Annotated in this window: 11 protein-coding genes; 2 read left to right on the top strand and 9 right to left on the bottom strand. The window is 69.7% G+C overall.

Annotated elements, in window-relative coordinates; all coding sequences use genetic code 11:
* The 9 genes from RIM90_RS02405 to RIM90_RS02445 form a co-directional block, all read right to left on the bottom strand.
* Window positions 1-1,569 (bottom strand): family 78 glycoside hydrolase catalytic domain (locus RIM90_RS02405; RefSeq protein ID WP_309058816.1); only part of this gene is annotated, 1,569 nt, incomplete at its 3' end.
* An 11-nt stretch (window positions 1,570-1,580) separates the two neighbouring features.
* Window positions 1,581-3,947, bottom strand: coding sequence for a glycoside hydrolase family 3 N-terminal domain-containing protein (locus RIM90_RS02410; RefSeq protein WP_309058817.1), 2,367 nt, complete (start codon window positions 3,945-3,947; stop codon window positions 1,581-1,583).
* A 60-nt stretch (window positions 3,948-4,007) separates the two neighbouring features.
* Window positions 4,008-6,443: a glycoside hydrolase family 2 TIM barrel-domain containing protein gene (locus RIM90_RS02415; RefSeq protein ID WP_309058818.1), complete on the bottom strand. Its 2,436-nt coding sequence runs from the start codon at window positions 6,441-6,443 to the stop codon at window positions 4,008-4,010.
* A gap of 60 nt (window positions 6,444-6,503) precedes the next feature.
* On the bottom strand, window positions 6,504-7,808 hold the full coding sequence (locus tag RIM90_RS02420; RefSeq protein WP_309058819.1) for an MFS transporter: 1,305 nt from the start codon (window positions 7,806-7,808) through the stop codon (window positions 6,504-6,506).
* A 5-nt stretch (window positions 7,809-7,813) separates the two neighbouring features.
* The gene (locus tag RIM90_RS02425) at window positions 7,814-9,010 is read right to left on the bottom strand and encodes a family 1 glycosylhydrolase (RefSeq protein ID WP_309058820.1); all 1,197 of its coding nucleotides are present in this window, start codon (window positions 9,008-9,010) and stop codon (window positions 7,814-7,816) included.
* Window positions 9,011-9,013: 3 nt separating this feature from the next.
* The gene (locus tag RIM90_RS02430; protein WP_309058821.1) at window positions 9,014-9,865 is read right to left on the bottom strand and encodes an ATP-binding cassette domain-containing protein; all 852 of its coding nucleotides are present in this window, start codon (window positions 9,863-9,865) and stop codon (window positions 9,014-9,016) included.
* Entirely contained in the window at window positions 9,862-11,709 is a 1,848-nt protein-coding gene (locus RIM90_RS02435; RefSeq protein ID WP_309058822.1) for a dipeptide/oligopeptide/nickel ABC transporter permease/ATP-binding protein, read from the bottom strand. Before RIM90_RS02435 ends, RIM90_RS02430 begins: the two co-directional genes overlap by 4 nt.
* Window positions 11,710-11,717: 8 nt before the next feature.
* Window positions 11,718-12,659 (bottom strand): ABC transporter permease, encoded by a 942-nt coding sequence (locus RIM90_RS02440; RefSeq protein WP_309058823.1) that lies wholly within the window; start codon window positions 12,657-12,659, stop codon window positions 11,718-11,720.
* A 16-nt stretch (window positions 12,660-12,675) separates the two neighbouring features.
* A complete protein-coding gene (locus tag RIM90_RS02445) occupies window positions 12,676-14,229 on the bottom strand; it encodes an ABC transporter substrate-binding protein (protein WP_309058824.1) in 1,554 nt (517 codons plus the stop codon).
* 237 nt (window positions 14,230-14,466) lie between these two features.
* On the opposite strand from RIM90_RS02445, the gene RIM90_RS02450 reads away from it, so the two are divergent.
* Window positions 14,467-15,225 carry a TetR/AcrR family transcriptional regulator gene (locus RIM90_RS02450; RefSeq protein ID WP_309058825.1) on the top strand — a complete coding sequence of 253 codons (759 nt, stop codon included), beginning with the start codon at window positions 14,467-14,469 and terminating at the stop codon, window positions 15,223-15,225.
* Window positions 15,226-15,463: 238 nt separating this feature from the next.
* Window positions 15,464-17,683 (top strand): MMPL family transporter, encoded by a 2,220-nt coding sequence (locus tag RIM90_RS02455; protein ID WP_309058826.1) that lies wholly within the window; start codon window positions 15,464-15,466, stop codon window positions 17,681-17,683.
* Window positions 17,684-17,760 lie beyond the last annotated feature (77 nt).

A 17,760-nucleotide genomic window follows, 5' to 3' on the forward strand; every position in this document is an offset into this window, starting at 1 on the left:
GGCGGCGCGCACCGCCTCGTCGAGAGACTGGAAGCGACCGGTGTCGTCGTGCTCACCGAGGGCCCGGGCGGCCCGGGCCATCTCGCGGGTCGTCTTCGCGAGGTACGCCTGGGCGGCCAGGTACTTGTCGGTCTTGCCGCCGGCCGCGTCGTCGGCGGGAGCGTCCGGGTCGAGCCGGTCGCCGAACTGGTGGCCGCTGCTCCACAGGCCCTCCCCGTCGAGCAGCTTCTCGACATCCCCGACGAACCGCGTCATGGACGGGTAGGCGCGGCGCAGGATGCCGAGATCGCCGTACTCCTGGTACAGCGCCCACGGCAGACCGACCGCGACATCGCTCCAGAGCGCCGCGGGCGCCGAGGGGCGGGCGAACACGTCGGATACGACGTCGGGGACGTATCCCTTCTGTCGTTGCTCGGCGGCGAGGTCCTCGAGCCAGGAGCCGAGGACGTTGTAGAGGAAAGCGGCGGTGGGTGTGAAGGCGTTGATGTCACCGGTCCAGCCCAGGCGCTCGTCGCGCTGGGGGCAGTCGGTGGGCAGCCCCACGAAGTTGCCGCGCATCGACCACACGGTGTTGGCGTGGAGCCGGTCGACCAGGTGGTGCGAGGTCTCCAGCCATCCGGTGCGCCGCATGTCGCTGTGCACGACGACGGCCACGACCTCGTCGAAGGGCCCGTCGATCTCGGCATAGCGGAAACCGTGGAGGGTGAACGCCGGTTCCCACACCTCCGGTCCGCCGCCGCGAAGGACGTACCGGTCGACCGACTTCGCCGTGCGCAGCGATGTGGTGTCCCACTCGCCGTCGGTGAGGATCTCGGCGTGGCGCAGGGTGACGGTCTGTCCGGCCCGGCCGATGGTGGTCATGCGGAGGCGGCCGGCGATGTTCTGGCCGAAGTCGACGACGGTGCGCCCCGAGGGGCTGGTGGTGACGGTGACCGGCGCCAGTCCCTCGGTTCGGCGGATCGGTTCGGCCGTGCGTGGGATCAACGTGGTCATGTCCCAGTCGTACGGAACCGCCGGCGACCAACCGGTGTCGTCGAAGCCGGGCTGGTTCCAGCCGACGGGCTCCAGCCGGGCGTCGTGGGTCTCCCCGTCGTAGAGGCTGTGGGCGAGGACGGCGCCGGTGGCGCACCTGAACGACTCGTCCGTGCCGAGCACTTGCGTCGTGCCGTCGGTGTGCCGCAGCTCCAGTTGGAGGAAGAGCGCGGGGCGGTCGGCGTAGTGGCGGCGAGCGCTGTCCTGCACCGCCGACGGGTAACCGATCCTGCCGACCGCCCAGCCCTCGCCCACGATCACGCCGAGTGCGTTGGCGCCGGGCACGAGCAGATTGGTGACATCGTGCGTGGAGACGGCCAGCCGGTGCCGGTAGGACGTCCAGCCGGGCGCGAGTACCTCGTCGCCCACGCGGATGCCGTTGAGGTGGGGCTCGACGATGCCGAGCGCGGTCACCCGCAGGAGAGCCCGATCCGGCAGCCGGCCCACGGAGAACTCGCGCCGGAAGTAGGGTGCTTCGCCCTCAGGGGAGAGCGGGAAGGACGGGGTGATGAAGGTGGCCTGGTACGTGTCGTTCATCCTGTCGCCTGTCAGGGGCGGGTGCCGGAAACGCCGAACACCGCGGGGACGGACACCGTCACGGTGCATCGGATGTCGTCGCTGCTCAGTCCGGCCATCAGCGTCACCTCGCCCGCCTCGCAACCCCGCCGACCGTCGGGAAGCGTGTAGGACAGCCGTTCCAACGGAGCCTGGAGAACGAGATCCGCCGACTCCCCGGCCGCCAGGACCAGGCGCCGGAAATCGAGGAGCTGGCGCACCGGACGTACGACGCTCGCGTGCTCGTCCCGCGCGTACAGTTGCACGACCGTCTCACCGTCCCTGGCTCCGGTGTTGGTGACCTTCACCGGGGCTCGCAGCATGCCCCCGCTGACCTCGGCGTCACCGGTGGACGTCACCTCGAAGCCGGTGTAGGACAACCCGTGTCCGAAGGGGAACAGCGGGGCCTGGTCGGGCAGGTCGGCATAGGTGTAGTTCTCGCCGGCCGGGTGGTCGTAACCGCTGCCGTGACGGTGACCGTGGTAGGTGGGGATCTGGCCGAGGTGCCGGGGGAAGGTGGCGGGCAGCTTTCCGCTCGGGTTCGTCCTGCCGAACAGCACGGAGGCGATCGCCGGCCCCGCCTCCTCGCCGAGCAGCGGCGCGAGCAGGACGGCGGCGGATGACCGGACCACTCGGTCCAGGAGCAGCGGGCGTCCGGAGACGACCACGGTGATCACCGGCTTGCCGGTCGCGGCCAGCAGGTCGACGAGGTCTTCCTGGTCACCCGGCAGCGACGGTGACACGCTGGACCGGCCCTCCCCGGCGGTGTTGCCGCCGACCCTGCCGGTGCGTTCGCCGACCACGGCGACGATCACGTCGGCTTCGGTCACCGCCGCGTCGACCGTCCCGGCGTCGAGGGGTTGGGCGTCCTCCGTGGTGAAGGACCCGAGCGACACGTACTCGGCCTTGGCACCCGTCTCCCGCAGGGCTTCCCACACCGTGGAAGCCTCGGGATGCAGGGCGCGGGTCATGTCCTCGAACTGCGGCTGCAGCGTCGGCAGCGGCGTGGAGACGACGTCGGTCGAGGCGAAGGTCGACGGGTCGACGCCCGGCACCTTGCCCATCCGCACTGCCTTGATGGCCGCGGGCATCTCCGCCGCGGCCACCGAGGTGTAGGCCCCGAAGTGGACGCGGAGTTCGTCGGCGGCCGGCCCTGTCACTACGACCCGGTGCTGCTCCGCGGCCAGCGGCAGGGCGCCGTCGTTGTGCAGGAGCACCGTGCCGCGTGCCGCGAGCGCCTGCCGGATCGCGGCGGCCTTGGTGCGGTCCGGACCTCCGGATCGTACCGGGGACGGCGTACCGAAGCCGGGAATCAGGCCGGTGCGCGCCTTGACCGCGAGGACACGGGACACGGCCAGGTCGATCACCTTCTCGTCCAGGCGGCCGGCGGTGACCTCCGCCACCAGGTCCGGGTAGTTGACCGCGTGCGGCAGCTCGACGTCCAGGCCCGCCGTGACCGCCTGCGCCGCGGCCTCGCCGGGGGTGGTCGCCGTCCGGTAACGGGTCCGCAGCATGGCGACCGAGTCGTAGTCGCTGACGGTCATGCCGGTGAAGCCGAGTTCCTCCCGCAGGAGGGTGGTCAGCAACCAGTGGTTGGCGGCGGCCGGCACGCCGTCGATGTCGTTGTAGGAGTTCATCACCACCGACAGGCCGGCCTCGGCGATTGCCCTGCGGAACGGCTCGGCGTACTCGTCGACGAGGGTGCGGCGTCCGAGCTGGGTGGTGGCCATGTTGAGGCCGCCCTCGGAGGCGCCGAAACCGAGGAAGTGCTTGCCGGTGGCGAGGAGCTCGCTGCCCTCGTCCGGCGTGCCCTGGACGCCCTGGACGAAGGCGACCGAGAACCGCGCGGCCAGCTCCGGGTCCTCACCGTACGTCTCGTGCACCCGCCCCCAGCGTGGGTCCCGGCTGAGGTCCATGACCGGGGCGAAGACGAGCTGTACACCGAGGTCGCGCATGTGCGCGGCGGTGACGGACGAAGCCTGCCGGACGAGGCCGGGATCCCAGGTGGCCGCCTGTGCCCAGGCGGTCGGGAACTGCTCTCCGGCCGCGTGCAGGAAGCCGTTGATCCCCTCGAAGTGGACCAGGCCGCCGATTCCGAACGGCGACGTCTCGCGCACCGCCTGCTGTACCTGGGCCAGCGCGTCGCGCAGACTGTCGGCGTCCTGGCCGAGGAACCAGGCCAGCGACAGATGCCCCACACCGTGCGGGCACAGCTCTGCCACCCGGCCGGTGTCGAGTGCCGGCGCTCCGGTCGGGCCGGGGGCGAGCAGACCCGGCAGTGCGATGCCGCCGAGTTGCGCCACCTTCTGCTCCAGGGTGAGCCGTCCGATGAGCTCGGCAAGGTTTTCGGGGATGGCCATTCCGTTCCTCTCAGTGCGTTGTGCTGGGTGTTCCGGATGGTGCGCGGGCATCGGCGGGCGTCAGGCGCCCGTGCCGACCGCGCGCACCGTCACGCTCGCCGTCTCGCACTCCTCCGCGGTGACCGTCACGGTGATCGGGCCGGAGCCGGTGGGCCGTACGACGGCGAGCGCCCGCCCGTCGTACGTGGTGTGCGTGCCGGCCGTGAAGGTCTCCTCGGTGACGGCCCGCGCGGAGCCGAGCCCCTGGAGCACTCCCGGACCGGTGATCTCGACGGTGACGGGACGGTCCGCACGGCACCGGAGGTTGCCGTCACCGTCGGTGAGGACGACGTCGAGGTAGGCCAGGTCGGTGTCGTCGGCGCGGAGGTCCGATCGGTCGGCCGTGACCGAGAGGACCAACGGTCCTCGTGCCGAGACCAACCGGTACCGACCCCGCTCCCGGCCCTTCGTCCGGGCCACGGCGACCAGTTCACCGGGCCGGTAGACCACGTCGAACGTGGCCTGGTAGCGGTGTTCGGGTCCTGCGGGTGCCCGTCCCGCCGATTCACCGTCGAGGTACAGCTCGACCTCCTCGGCGTCGCTGTAGACGTCCACCCGGACCGGGTCTCCCTCCGAGCCGTCCCAGCTCCAGGACGCCACCGTGTCCGGCCACGACCAGGGGCCGGCCACGATCCTGCGGCCGTGGTTCTCCGGTCGGTGCACGGCGATGTACGGCTCCGCGCGCAGCCCGTAGACGATCTCGCGGTAGTACGAGGGGGCGCGGCGGTGGCCGGTGATGTCGATGTCGCCGGTGCGGGCGGTCAGCCACGGGTAGGCCCCCGCGATGCCCTGGCCGGGAGCGGAGTCCTCGTCCGCGTAGCCGGTCCTGCCGACGCCGGCCTCGCCGAGGTAGTCCCAACCGGTCCAGGTGAAGTCACCGATCACGTGGGAGTTGTCGAGGACCAGCCGCCACAGTCGGTCGACGCGGGTGGGATGGGTCTCGGACCCCATGATGACGCGGTGGGGGAAGAGCTTGCGGTCGAGCTCGTAGCGGCTCTCCAGGTAGTTGTAGCCGGCCACGTCCAGCGTCGACAGGATCTCGGTGGTCTGCCGGGTGACCAGGTCGGAGGTGCTGAGCTCGTCGAGGACCTCGCCCATCGTGGCCATCATCGTGTTGATGCCCATGGTTTCGGCGGACTCGCTGATCCGACGGCGGGCGACGGCGACGGCCTCGTCCATGATCGCCAGCGTCGCGTTGGTCGCGTTGGTGAGGAACCTGGTGTCGTCGAGGGAGCGGAACTTCTCCGCGATACGGCGGCCCCAGACGGAACCGTGGGGGGTCGCGGACTCCGGTATCTCGTTGCCGATGGAGTAGAAGACGACGCTGGGGTGGTTGAAGTCCTTGGCGACGAGAGCCTCGACGTCCTTCTCCCACCACTGGGGGAAGTCCAGTGCGTAGTCGAAGTCGGACTTGGGGGACGTCCACACGTCGAAGGCCTCGTCGACGACGAGCATGCCGAGCCGGTCGCAGGCGTCGAGCATGGCCCGGCTGAGCGGGTTGTGCGCGCTGCGGATGGCGTTGAAGCCGGCTTGCTTGAGCAGTTCCACCCGGCGTTCCTCGGCGCGGGCGACGGTGGCGGCGCCCAGGACGCCGTTGTCGTGGTGCACGCAGGCGCCGCGCAGCTTCACGGGCTGCCCGTTGATGCGCAGACCGTCATCGGGGTCGAGCTGAAGCGTGCGGATGCCGAAGAGGAAGCGCTCCTCGTCCAGGCCGGGCAGCGTGACCGTGACCGTGTGGAGGTTCGGTTCGTCCACGCTCCACCGGTCGGGGGAGGGGACGTAGAGGCGCTGGCGTACGGTCGTGCTCTCACCGGGCGGAACGGTGAGGACGGTCGTGTCGGCGGCCGCCACAGCGCCCGCGGGGTCGCGGACCTCGGCCGCGACGTCCACTGTGGTCGTGGCCCGGCCGTCGTTGTTCACGACCGTGGCCAGCTCGACCACCGCCCGCTTCTCGTCCACGTCCGGGGTGGTGACCCGCACGCCGTTCCAGGCGATGTGCACCGGCTCACCGACGGCGAGCTGTACCCCGCGGTGGAACCCGGCCCCCGAATACCAGCGTGAGTCCTGGTGGGCCCGGCATTCCACGCGGATGACGTTGTCCTCCCCGGCCCGCAGGAACGGGCTCACGTCGACGAGGAACTCCGAGTATCCGTTCGCGCGGTGGCCCGCGAAGGCGTCGTTGACATACACCACGGCGTCCCGGTACACGCCCTCGAAGACGAGAGCGACCTTCTTGTCCCGGTACTCCTCCGGTACGGAGAACGTCTTGCGGTACTCGAACACACCACTCGGGAAGAAGCCCGTCGCGCCTCCCGACGCGGGGGTGCGCTTCGACTCGATCATGGCGTCGTGCGGAAGGGCCACGCTGCGGTGGGCCGGAGCGCGGCCGCCTCTGTCCAGGAAGCGGTTGACCTTGGGGCGGAACTCCCAGCCGGAGTTGAAGGACGTGAAACGCACGGTGCTCCTCGGTGGAACGTCGGCGGCGGTCGGTGGTGGCAGGGGGTGTCCGGCGGTGTCTCAGCGCACTCCTCGGACCCGGCGGAAGGCGATCAGTCCCCCCAGCAGGCCCAGAGCACCGGACGACAGGTACAGCAGGGTGTAGTTCTCCTCGCCGGCGGTTCCGGCGGCGATCAGCAGCGGGGCGGTGAGCGGGGCGAGGGCGCCGGGGATCTTCTGGGAGAGCGTGACGATCGCGAGGAAGCGTCCCGCGTCGGTCTCCCGCTCGGGGAGGATGTCGAGCACGGTTGCCTGGCTGCTGGCCGAGAAGACCGCGATGCCCAGGTTCATCAGCGCGGCACCGGCCAGCAGGCCGGCCAGCGCGTGTGCGGAGGCCGAGACCGCGGCACCGGACAGGAAGATCGCAGCGGCCCCCAGGGCGAAGGGGCGACGGCGTCCCAGCCGGTCCGACAGGAAGCCGCTGCCCAGCGTGCCCGCAGTCATCGCCAGCACGCTGATTCCACCGCTGACCGCCACCAGGCCGGAGACCTCGGTGAGGGTGAGACCGAGCCGGTCGGCATAGAAGAAGGTGACGAAGGACGTGTAGAGGGACTGGCCGTAGTAGAAGACGAAACGGGCCAGCAGGTGCCACGAGAAGTCCGGGTATGCCCGCGGATCGAACAGGTAGCTCCGCAGCAGGCGCCCGGTTGTCAGTGCGACCGGGACGGACTCCGCCCGGGTGTCCTCCTCCCGGACGCACACCACCAGCAGGGTGAGCAGGACCAGGCCCACCACGCCCGGGAGGAGGAACACCAGCAGGTGGTCGTGGCTCACCGTGCCGACGAGGAGGACACCGACGACCGGCGCCACCATCGTGGTGGCCCCCGTCAGACCGGCCACCTTCCCGCGCTGGGAGGGCGGCAGACGGTCGGCCTGGATGTTCCCGAGCGCGCCGAGTGCCGTTCCCCAGCCGAGGGTGGCCATGGCCCACCCCAGTCCCAGTACTGGAAGGTTCGGCGCGTACGCCATCGTCACCAGGGCGGCCGTGCCGAGCAGGCCGCCGCCGATCAGGTACGGCGCCCGGCGCCCGAGACGGGAACGGGTGCGGTCGCTGAAGGTGCCGATCGGCGGGGCGGTGACGAGGGACAGGGCCGAGCCGATGCCGAGGATGTAGCCGACGGCCGCCGCGTGGCCCGGCGCCAGCCGGTCGGCGCGCAGAGCGAGCGAGAAGGCCATCGGCACCATGAGTGCCATCGCGACGCCGAAGGTGGCCGCCACCAGCAGGGCGACGTGCCCGCCGGCCATGCGGGGGAGTCCGGTGGACCCGGTCCCGGTCGGCCGGTCGGCGTTCTCCTGCGGTGAGGAGGCTTCGCGCGATGTCGTCATGTCCGTCAGAGCCGCCCGCTCCGGGCGACCTCGCCCAGCCACTTCAGGCTCGGCTTGGGACGGCGCTCGAACGTCTTCCGGTCCACGGCGATCAGACCGAACGTCGGCTCCCAGTGGCCCCACTCGAAGTTGTCCAGCGCGCTCCAGTGCAGGTATCCCCGTACATCGACACCCTCTTCGACGGTTTCGAAGAGGTGACGCAGGGCCTCGGAGGTATAGGCGATCCGGCGGTCGTCGTCCGCGGTGGCGATGCCGTTCTCGGTGACGAGGACGGGCGTGCCGTCGGTGACCTTCCACGCGTGCCGCACCGCGATGCCGATCGCGTCGGGCCGGTAGGCGTTGCCCGTCAGGGTGTTGTCGGGGCTCTGCGGATGCGGCACGACGCCCTTCTCGTCGACCTCCTGGCTGGAGTACGACTGCACGCCGATGAAGTCGTCGTGGCGAGCCGCTTCGAGGTAAAGGTCCTCCCGGCCGTACCGCACCTCCCGGAGTCTGGCCTCGTTGCCCGGCGTGGCGGTCAGCGCCTGGCAGGCCACCGTCCAGCCGACCTTCGCGCCGGTGTGCTGCCCGAGCACGTCGCGGGCGGCGTGATGCGCCTCGGCCAGACGGAGTCCGATGTGGGGGTCGGGGTCCGGCAGCACGGGCCGTGCGGCGCCCTCGACGGTGGGGCTGAGCCACTTCTTCGCGTCGCCCGTGCGCGCCGCGTGGCTCATCATCACCATGAGGGCGAGCATGTTGGGCTCGTTGATGGTGCAGACCCACTCGACACCGTCGAGGATCGTCGTGACCGCTCGGACGTAGGAGGTGAAGCGGTCGATCGCCTTCTCGTGCATCCATCCACCGGCTTCGGCGAACCAGCGCGGGTGGGTGAAGTGGTGGAGGGTGACGACCGGCTGCAGACCCAGCTCCACGGCCGTGTCGATCATTCGGCGGTAATGGGCGAGTTCCGCTCGGGAGATGTGCCCTTCGGCCGGCTCGACGCGAGCCCACTCGATGCCGAACCGGTAGGCGTTGAGGCCGGCTTCGGCGAGGAGCCGCATGTCCTCGGCGTAACGGTGGTAGCTGTCGCAGGCGTCGCCGCTGCGTTCCATCCCGGGCGCGCGGTGCTCACGCACCCACCAGTCGCTGTTGATGTTGTTCCCCTCGACCTGGTGGGGTGAGGTGGACGCGCCCCAGAGGAAACCGGGAGAGGTGGAAGGCATGGATCAGTTCGCTTTCGTCTCGGACGGTCCGTGTGCGGCCAGGCGGCGGCGCTCCGCACGGCGTTCCCGCTGCCGCACCAGATCGGCGACCGGCGCGGCCAGCAGAAGAGCCTGGGTGTACGCGTGTTCGGGGGAGGCGGTGATCCGGTCTGCCGGACCGGTCTCGACCACGTCGCCCCGGTACAGGACGGTGACCCGGTGGCTGATGTGCCGGATCACCGACAGGTCGTGCGAGACGAACAGGTAGGCCACGCCCGTGCGGCGCTGGATGTCGATGAGGAGATCCAGCACCCGGGTCTGGGTGGACAGGTCGAGCGCGGAGACGGGTTCGTCGCACACGATGAGCCGGGGCTTGGGGGCCAGGGCGCGGGCGATCGCCACCCGCTGCCGCTGACCGCCGCTGAACTCACGGGGCAACCGCGCGGAGGCGTCCGCGGGCAGGCCCACGTGGTCCAGCAATTCCCGCACCCGGGTCCGGGCGCCACTGGCGGACGCTCCCCGCACCACCAGCGGCTCACTGAGGATGTCACCGATGGTGAGGGAGGGGTTGAGGGACGTGTAGGGGTCCTGGAAGACCACCTGGATGTCACGGGACAGGCTGCGGCGGACCTTCGGCGGGACGTGGGTGATGTCCTGGTCCTGGAAGAGGATCCGTCCGCCGCTGGGCTTGACCAGACCGAGGACGGCGCGTCCGATGGTCGTCTTGCCGGAGCCCGACTCTCCGACCAGCCCGAGGGTCTCGCCCTGGCGCACGTTCAGCGACACGCCGTGCAGCACCTCGTGCGGACGGGCGCGCAGGCCCCGCCCCGGATAGGCGACACGCAGGTCGCTCACGTCGAGGAGGGAAGTGGTCACGACGTCTCCGTCCCGACCGGGATGCCGCCGTCGGACACCAGGACGTCGGCCGGCGCGTCGGTGCGCACGGTGCCTTCGTCGAGGATGGAGCCGAGCAGCATCTGCGTGTAGGGGTGTGAGGGCTGGACGAGCAGCTCCTCCGCGGGTCCCGTTTCCACGATCTCGCCCTGGCGCATGACCGCGATGCGGTCGCATATGTCGGCGACGACGCCGAAGTTGTGGGTGACCAGGAGTACCGTCATGTTGAGGTCTTTCTGCAGGTCGCGCAGCAGGTCGAGGATCTCCGCCTGCACGGTCACGTCGAGTGCGGTGGTCGGCTCGTCGGCGATGAGCAGCAGAGGTCGGCTCGCGACGGCGCCCGCGATGAGCACGCGCTGGGCCATGCCTCCCGAGATCTGGTGCGGATAGGAGTCGAAGGTCCGCCCGGGATCCGGTATGCCCACGCGTTGCAGGAGCGCGAGGACCCGCTCGCGTGCCTCGCTCCGCGACAGGGCGGTGGCCGCCCGGACGCCCTCGACGAGCTGCGATCCCACCGTGAAGGACGGGTCCAGGTTGGACATGGGTTCCTGAGGGACGTAGGCGATCGACGTGCCCCGCACCTTGCGCAGCTCGGCTTCCGCGAGGCCCAGGAGTTCACGTCCGTCGAGGCGGATCGAGCCCCGGGTGATCGTCGCCTCCGGGGGCAGCACACCGAGCGTGGCGAACGCGGTCTGGGTCTTGCCGGAGCCCGACTCGCCGACGAGTCCGAGAGTCTCCCCGGCCTCCAGGCTGAGGCTGACTTTGCTGACGACCTCCTTCGACTCTCCCGTGGGTGTCGGATAGGCGATGGTGAGGTCCTCCACGACGAGCAGCCCGGAGGCGGTGCCCGTCGCGCCGGCGTCCGTGGTGCCGGGCACGGCGGGGGCGGGCCGGGTCCGGGCCCCGGCGACACCGGACGCCTTCGGCCGGCCGCCCTCCAGCGCGTCCCGCAGCGCGTTGCCGAGCAGGACCAGGGAAGCGGTCATCACTCCGAGGAACAGGCTCGGCCAGAGGAACTGCAGGGGCTCCTCGTAGAGGTTGGTGAAGCCGTCGGCGATCATCGAGCCGAAACTGGCCACCTCGTTGGACCCGATGCCCAGGAACGCCAGTCCGGACTGTACGCTGATGGACGACCCGGCGAGGAACGCCGCCGCGATGACGATGGGGCCGCGGACAACGGACAGCACGTGCCGCCTGAGGATCCGCCGGTCCGGCAACCCGGATACACGGGCGGCGTCGACGTAGAGCTCCTTGCTGACACCGACGACCAGGTTGCGCACCAGACGGTAGATGCCCGGGGAGAGCAGCACCCCGAAGATCATCATCGTCACGCGGTAGTCGCCGTCGGTGACCGGGAGCAGCACGATGAGCAGCAGCAGTCCGGGGAACGTCATGACGAGGCTGAACAACCACTCGGTGACGCCGCGGACACGGCGGCCGAAGTAACCGCCGATCAGGCCGAAGGTGACGCCGATGGTGAGAGCGATGCCCGCTCCGATGAGGGCCGAGACGACGGATGTGTTGACGGAGTTGAGCAGCCGGGCGAAGATGTCGCGCCCGCTCTTGTCCCCGCCCAGGAGGTATCCCTCCGTTCCCGGAGCGGCGTTGACCGCGTCCAGGGACGAGTCGTTGGGGCCGTGCCCGGACAGCAGCGGAGCCAGCAGACCGAGCAGGACGATGACGAGCAGGATGCCCGCGCTGATGACGGCCTGCGGATCGCGCAGAAGCGTGTGCAGGGACGACCTCCGGCCGGCTTCGGTCGGCTTCCCGGCCGCCTGCGGTCCGGAATCCTGCGATGCGGACGTCTGCGCGTCCGAGGTGTTCACCGAGTTGCTCAATGAACTCTCGCTTTCGGGTTGAGCCAGCCGTTCACGAGATCGACAGCGAGGTTGACGCAGACCACGAGCAGGACGCCGAAGAGGGTGATCCCCATGATGATCGGGACGTCGCCCTGCAGTGACGCGTCGAAGGCGTAGCTGCCGAAGCCGGGGAGTGCGAAGACCTTCTCGATGATCAGCGCGCCACCGAGCATCTGCACGAACTCGAGGGACAGCACGGTCAGCGCGGGGCCCGCGGCGTTGCGCAGGGCGTGCCGCAGCACGACCGACCGGGTGGAGACTCCGCGGGTGCGGAGGGTGCGTACGTAGTCCTTGCGCAGTTCCCCGATCATGGCGCCGCGGATCTGCGCCGTCAGGTTGGCGATGCCCGGCACCATCAGGGCCGCCACCGGGATGGCGATCGATGTCGCCCAGCTGCCGGGGTCCTCGGCGAACGGTGTGTAGCCGGTCGCCGGCAGCCACTTCAGCTCGATCGCCAGCACGTAGACGAGGACGATCGCGATGAGGAGGTTCGGCACGAGGAAGCCGATGAGCGAAGCGCCCTGGGCCACTCGGTCGACGGCCCCGCCCCGGGAGGCGGCCATCACGCCGAGGACCACGCTGATCGCAGCGGTCAGGAGCAGGGCGGCGAGCACGACGGAGAGGGTGACACCGAGTCGGGCGGAAAGGGCGGAACGGACGGGCTCCGCGGTGAAGTAGGAGGCGCCGAGGTCGCCGCGGACCGCGTGGGACAGCCAGTCCGCGTACTGGGTCAGGACGGGGCGGTCGAGCCCCATCTGGGCCTTCTGCGCCTGGATGCCCTCCGGGGTCGCCCCGCTGCCGAGAATGGTGCTGGCGACGTCGTCGAAGGAGGTGCAGAGCAGCAGGAAAGTGATCAGGGTGACGAGGACGGCGAGGACCAGGCCCGTGCCGAGGCGTCGCAGTACATAGGAAATCATCGTTCGGCTCCTTCGGTCACTGGTCCGTGACACCGAACTGGCGGATGGTGCTGAACGTTGAGGAACCGTCGCCGAGGTAACGGATGCCCTTCTTGGTCACCCAGTGGGTACCGACGTAGAAGACGGGCGCGTTCCAGGCGTTCTCAACGGTGAAGGCGTTGAGCTCCTTGTAGGTCTTCGCGGCCGCGGCGGGGTCCACTTCGCTGTTGGCCCGCGTCAGGAGCGAGTCGAACCGCTCCTCAGTAGTTCCGAACACGTTGCGTGTACCGGTCGGATTGAAGTTGTTCCTCACCTCGATGGGGGCGGTGCTGAGGCCGTCCATGGTGAAGAACATCGGGTACTTCTTGGAGATGAGAGCGGAGTTGGTCTGCTGTGCCGGCACCGTCTCCCACTTCACGGTGATGCCGATCTCCTTCAGCGACTGGACGATCGTCGGCTCGAAGGGCTTGGTGTACACCAGGCTCGGCATCGGGACGGAGAACCCGTCCGGGTAACCGGCCTCGGCCAGCAGCCGCTTGGCCTCGGCCGGGTCGTAGGTGTATGTCTTCTCCAGGGCCGGGTCGTAGGCATCGCCCTTGGGATTGAACACCTGCACCGTCGGCTTGCCACCGCCCCGCAGGATCTGCTTGACGATCTTGTCGCGGTCGAAGGCCATGTTGATCGCCTTGCGCACGCGCACGTCGCCCAGCGGCTTGAGCTTCGAGCCGCCCCGGTCGGCCAGCACCAGAACTCCCGCGGCCGTCGCCTCCACGTGCTTGACCTCGAAGCCGGAGGACTCGAGGGTGCTCACCTGCGCGGTCTCGACACTGCCGGCGTTGACCTCGCCAGCCTTGAGCGCGTTGACGGACGCGGTGCGGTCGGCGATCACCCGCACCTTGACCGTGGAAAACGGGTAGGCCTTCTTGTTCCAGTAGTCGTCGCGCCGCTTCAGCACATAGACCGAACCGTTCACCGTCGCGCCCTTGTCGAGCGTGTACGGGCCGGAGCCGACCGGGTTGAGCGCTGCGCTCTTCGACGTCATCGTCTTCGGGTCACCGATGACCCCGGGGGCGCCCGAGAGGGCGGGCAGCAGGGAGCCGTCCGGACGCTTGAGCTTGATCACGACACTGTGGTCCCCGCTGGTCTCCACCGACGCCACGGCCGCCAGAGCCACCTGGTTCGGTCCGGAGGTCGTCCTGACGCGGTCCAGGGTGGCCTTCACCGCGGCGGAGGTCACCGGCGTGCCGGAGGTGAACTTCATGCCCTTGCGGATCTGCAGCGTCAGGACGCGCGCGTCGTCCGAGTACTCCCAGCTCTCCGCCGCGCCAGGGACGAGGCGGCCCTCGTTGTCCTGTATGAGCAGCGTGTCGTAGACCGAGTCCCAGATGTACGTCTGCTGGCCCTCGATGAGCTGGGTGGGATCGAAGGAGTTCGGGGTGCCGATGATGGCCAGTGAGAGCGTCCGGCCGGAGCCCGGCGCGGTTCCGCCTGACTGCCCGTCACATGCCGTCGTCGAGAACAGGACCGTGGTGGCGATGGCGACGGGTGCGACCCGTGACAACGGCCGCGCGAGCGGGAAGCGGATGCGCATGGGCAATCTCCTTCGACTGCGGGAGGTCCGTGAGGACGTCATGCCGGTGTTCAGGCGAAAAGCCCATGGCTTCGCCGGTGCACGACGGATGGATGGCACGTGCGAGGGGGTTCCCGGTGAATGCTTACCAATAGGTTGGTTTTCGCTGGGAACTCTGGCCCAGGTCGGCGAGGCGCGAAAGATGAGGGTCGGCCTTTGTAATAAGAGCGTTACTTTCGAGGTGGGCCTCGGCGGAAGTTGGATGCCGACGTCTCCGGCGTGCGGACCGACCGCGTGGTAAATGTTGGGGCGACCGGGCTGAGCGGCCGGGTGTCGAAGCTGTGGGCGAGGCGTCTGTCCGGCTGTGTCGGAAGTGGCGTCTTTGTGGCGCCGAGGAGAGAGGTGTTCACCGTGGGGCAGGCGAAGTCACGTGGACCGTATGCAAAGACGGCTACACGGCAGGCGGACATCCTGCGGGCGGCGCGTGACAGCTTTGCCGACCGTGGTTACGCGAGTGCCTCACTGCGTGACATCGCGGAACGGGCGGGCATCACCCACGCCGGTCTGCTGCATCACTTCCGCAACAAGGAGGAGCTGCTCGCCGCCGTGCTCGCCCAGCGGGACGCGGAGGAGTGGCAGGAGGGCAGGGCGGAGGTCGACGGGCGGAGCGAATCGCTCGGCCGCTACCTGGTGGACGTTCTGCTCCGTCATCAGAAGTCTCCCGAGCTGATGCGCCTGTGGCTCGAACTGGCCGCCGCCTCCTCCCGCCCGGACCACCCGGCGCACGACTACTTCGTCGAACGCTACGAGCGGAGCCGCACACATCTGGCGCGGGCCGCCCATGAGCAGGCGGCCGAGGGAAAGCTTCGCGAAGGAATTTCGCCAGAACAAGCAGCCCTTCTCTTCCAGGCCGTGCTCAACGGCTTGCAGGTGCAGTGGCTGCTCGACTCGCGGATCGACCTTGCTGACGCCTTGAACGCCTTCCTTGAACTGATCCGCGCTCCGAGTGACCCGTGAGTGCGAACGTCGGCACAGGCGTGTGGCTGGCTGCACCGCTCCGGCAGACCGCCTGTGATTTGTCATGGACATAACTCATCCGTGAGAAGGATGGGTGTCTCATCCACCAGGACCAGACGGCCGCTCCGTCTGGTGTCTGGCGACCAGGAGGCATTGACGGCATGCGTACGATGACGAGGCCGGGCCGAACAGGCGATCTTGGGTATCTACCCGAGACCCGACCTGGAGAACCTTCTTCGTGGCTACCTTCCTGTATCGCATGGGCCGTATCGCCTTCCGGCGGCGATGGCTCGTGGTGCTGCTGTGGGCCGTGCTCCTCGGCGCCCTCGGCGCCGGCGCCGCCAAGGCCCCCGGCGCCAGTGACGACGGCACCTCCTTCATGCCCGGCATCGAGGCCCAGAAGGCCTTCGATTTGATCGGCGAACGCTTCCCCGGTTCCGACGCGGACGGGGCCAGCGCACGCATCGTCTTCATCGCGGCCGACGGGGAGAAGGTCACCGCGGCCGACAACCGTGCTGCCATCGACAAACTGGTGGACGAGGCCGGCAGCGGCAGCCAGGTGGCCTCCGCCACGGGTCCCTTCCAGGCGAAGGCGGTCAGCGAGGACGCCTCCACGGCGTACGCCACGGTCAACTTCAAGGTCAAGGCCGGCGACCTCACGGACTCCAGCAAGGCCGCCCTGGAGAAGTCCATCGACGGGGCCCGCGACGCCGGCCTCACCGTCGAGGTGGGAGGCGACGCACTCGCCTCGCAGCCCTCGGCGGGCGGCACCGCCGAGGTCATCGGCTTCGCGCTGGCCGCCGTGGTCCTGCTGATCACTTTCGGATCTCTCGCAGCCGCCGGACTTCCGCTGCTGACCGCCGTCGTCGGGGTCGGCGTCACCATGGCCGGGATCATGGCGGTGGGCAGCGTCTTCGGCCTGACCGCGACCACCGGCACGCTCGCGTCGATGCTCGGCATCGCGGTCGGCATCGACTACGCCCTGTTCGTCGTCTCCCGCTACCGGGAGGAGCGCGCGAGGGGCCGCGACGCACGGGAAGCCACCGGCCTCGCGGTCGGAACAGCCGGCTCCGCGGTCGTCTTCGCCGGTCTGACGGTGGTGATCGCCCTGGTCGGCCTGGCAGTGGTCAACGTTCCGATGCTGACCAAGATGGGCATGTGCGCCGCGGGTGCCGTCGTGGTCGCCGTGCTCGTCGCCTTGACCCTGGTCCCGGCACTGCTGGGCATGTGGCCCGACGCGGTCCTTCCCCGGCGGGCGCGCAAGGCGGACAACGGGGCCGGGACGCGCGCGTCGGCACGCGACGACGGCGGAACGCGGTGGGCCCGCTTCGTGCTGCGCCGTCCCGTGGCGGTGCTGCTGGTCTGCGTGGCGGGCCTCGGAGCGCTCGCCCTGCCCGCGGCCCAGTTGGAGATGGGCATGCCGGGCGCGGAGTCGAAACCGACCTCCACGACCGAGCGACGCGCCTACGACGCCCTCGCCGACGGCTTCGGCGCCGGTTTCAATGGCCCGCTGACAATCGTCGTCGACGCCCGGGACGCCGACGAGCCCGAGACCGCGGTCACGACCGTCGTCGAGGAGATCAAGGGCACCGAAGGCGTCGTGTCCGTCTCTCCCGCCCGTTTCAACGAGGACGGCGACACCGCACTCGTCTCGGCCGTCCCCGCCACGGGCCCGAACGACGAGAGGACGAAGGACCTGGTGCAGTCCATCCGCGCGGAGCGCGCCGGGCTGGAGGCCGACACCGGCGCGACCTTCGAGGTGACCGGCAGCACCGCGATGAACATCGACGTCGCCCAGGCCCTGAAGGATGCCCTGGTGCCGTACTTGACGGTCATCGTCGGACTGGCCCTGGTCCTGCTGCTGGTGGTCTTCCGCTCGGTGCTCGTGCCCGTCAAAGCGGCCTTCGGCTTCCTGCTCTCGGTGCTGGCGGCACTCGGTTCAGTGGTGGCCGTCTTCCAGTGGGGCTGGGGAGCGGAGCTGCTGGGCGTCGAGCAGACCGGCCCCATCATGAGCCTGATGCCGATCTTCCTGGTAGGCATCGTCTTCGGGCTGGCCATGGACTACGAGGTCTTCCTCGTGTCCCGGATGCGGGAGGCGTACGCGCACGGGGACCGTCCCGGGCAGGCGGTCGTCACGGGCTTCCGGCACAGCGCCCGCGTGGTCGTGGCCGCTGCGGCGATCATGATCGCGGTCTTCTCCGGTTTCATCGGGTCCACCGAGTCCATGATCAAGACGATCGGTTTCGGGCTCGCGGTCGCGGTCCTCTTCGACGCCTTCGTGGTGCGCATGGCCCTGGTGCCGGCGGTACTCGCCCTGCTGGGCGACAAGGCGTGGTGGCTGCCCCGCTGGCTCGACAGGCTGCTGCCCGACGTGGACATCGAGGGCACCGGTCTCACCGCCGACCCGTCGGGCCCCGCCGACCACGCGGCGCGGCACCCCGAAACGGCTCGCACCTGACGTGTGGACTACGACCCGGGCCGCTGCCACGCCGTACACGGCGCAGCGGCCCGGGTCTGCCAGCATGTCCTTGGTTC

The sequence above is a fragment of the Streptomyces sp. genome (assembly GCF_031181555.1).
Classification (GTDB): Bacteria; Actinomycetota; Actinomycetes; order Streptomycetales; family Streptomycetaceae; genus Streptomyces; species Streptomyces fimbriatus.

Coding starts and splice junctions, on each gene's coding strand:
- RIM90_RS02420 (WP_309058819.1), bottom strand. CDS start 7,808: ATGACGACATCGCGCGAAGCCTCCTCACCGCAGGAGAACGCCGACCGG.
- RIM90_RS02440 (WP_309058823.1), bottom strand. CDS start 12,659: ATGATTTCCTATGTACTGCGACGCCTCGGCACGGGCCTGGTCCTCGCC.
- RIM90_RS02410 (WP_309058817.1), bottom strand. CDS start 3,947: ATGGCCATCCCCGAAAACCTTGCCGAGCTCATCGGACGGCTCACCCTG.
- RIM90_RS02445 (WP_309058824.1), bottom strand. CDS start 14,229: ATGCGCATCCGCTTCCCGCTCGCGCGGCCGTTGTCACGGGTCGCACCC.
- RIM90_RS02425 (WP_309058820.1), bottom strand. CDS start 9,010: ATGCCTTCCACCTCTCCCGGTTTCCTCTGGGGCGCGTCCACCTCACCC.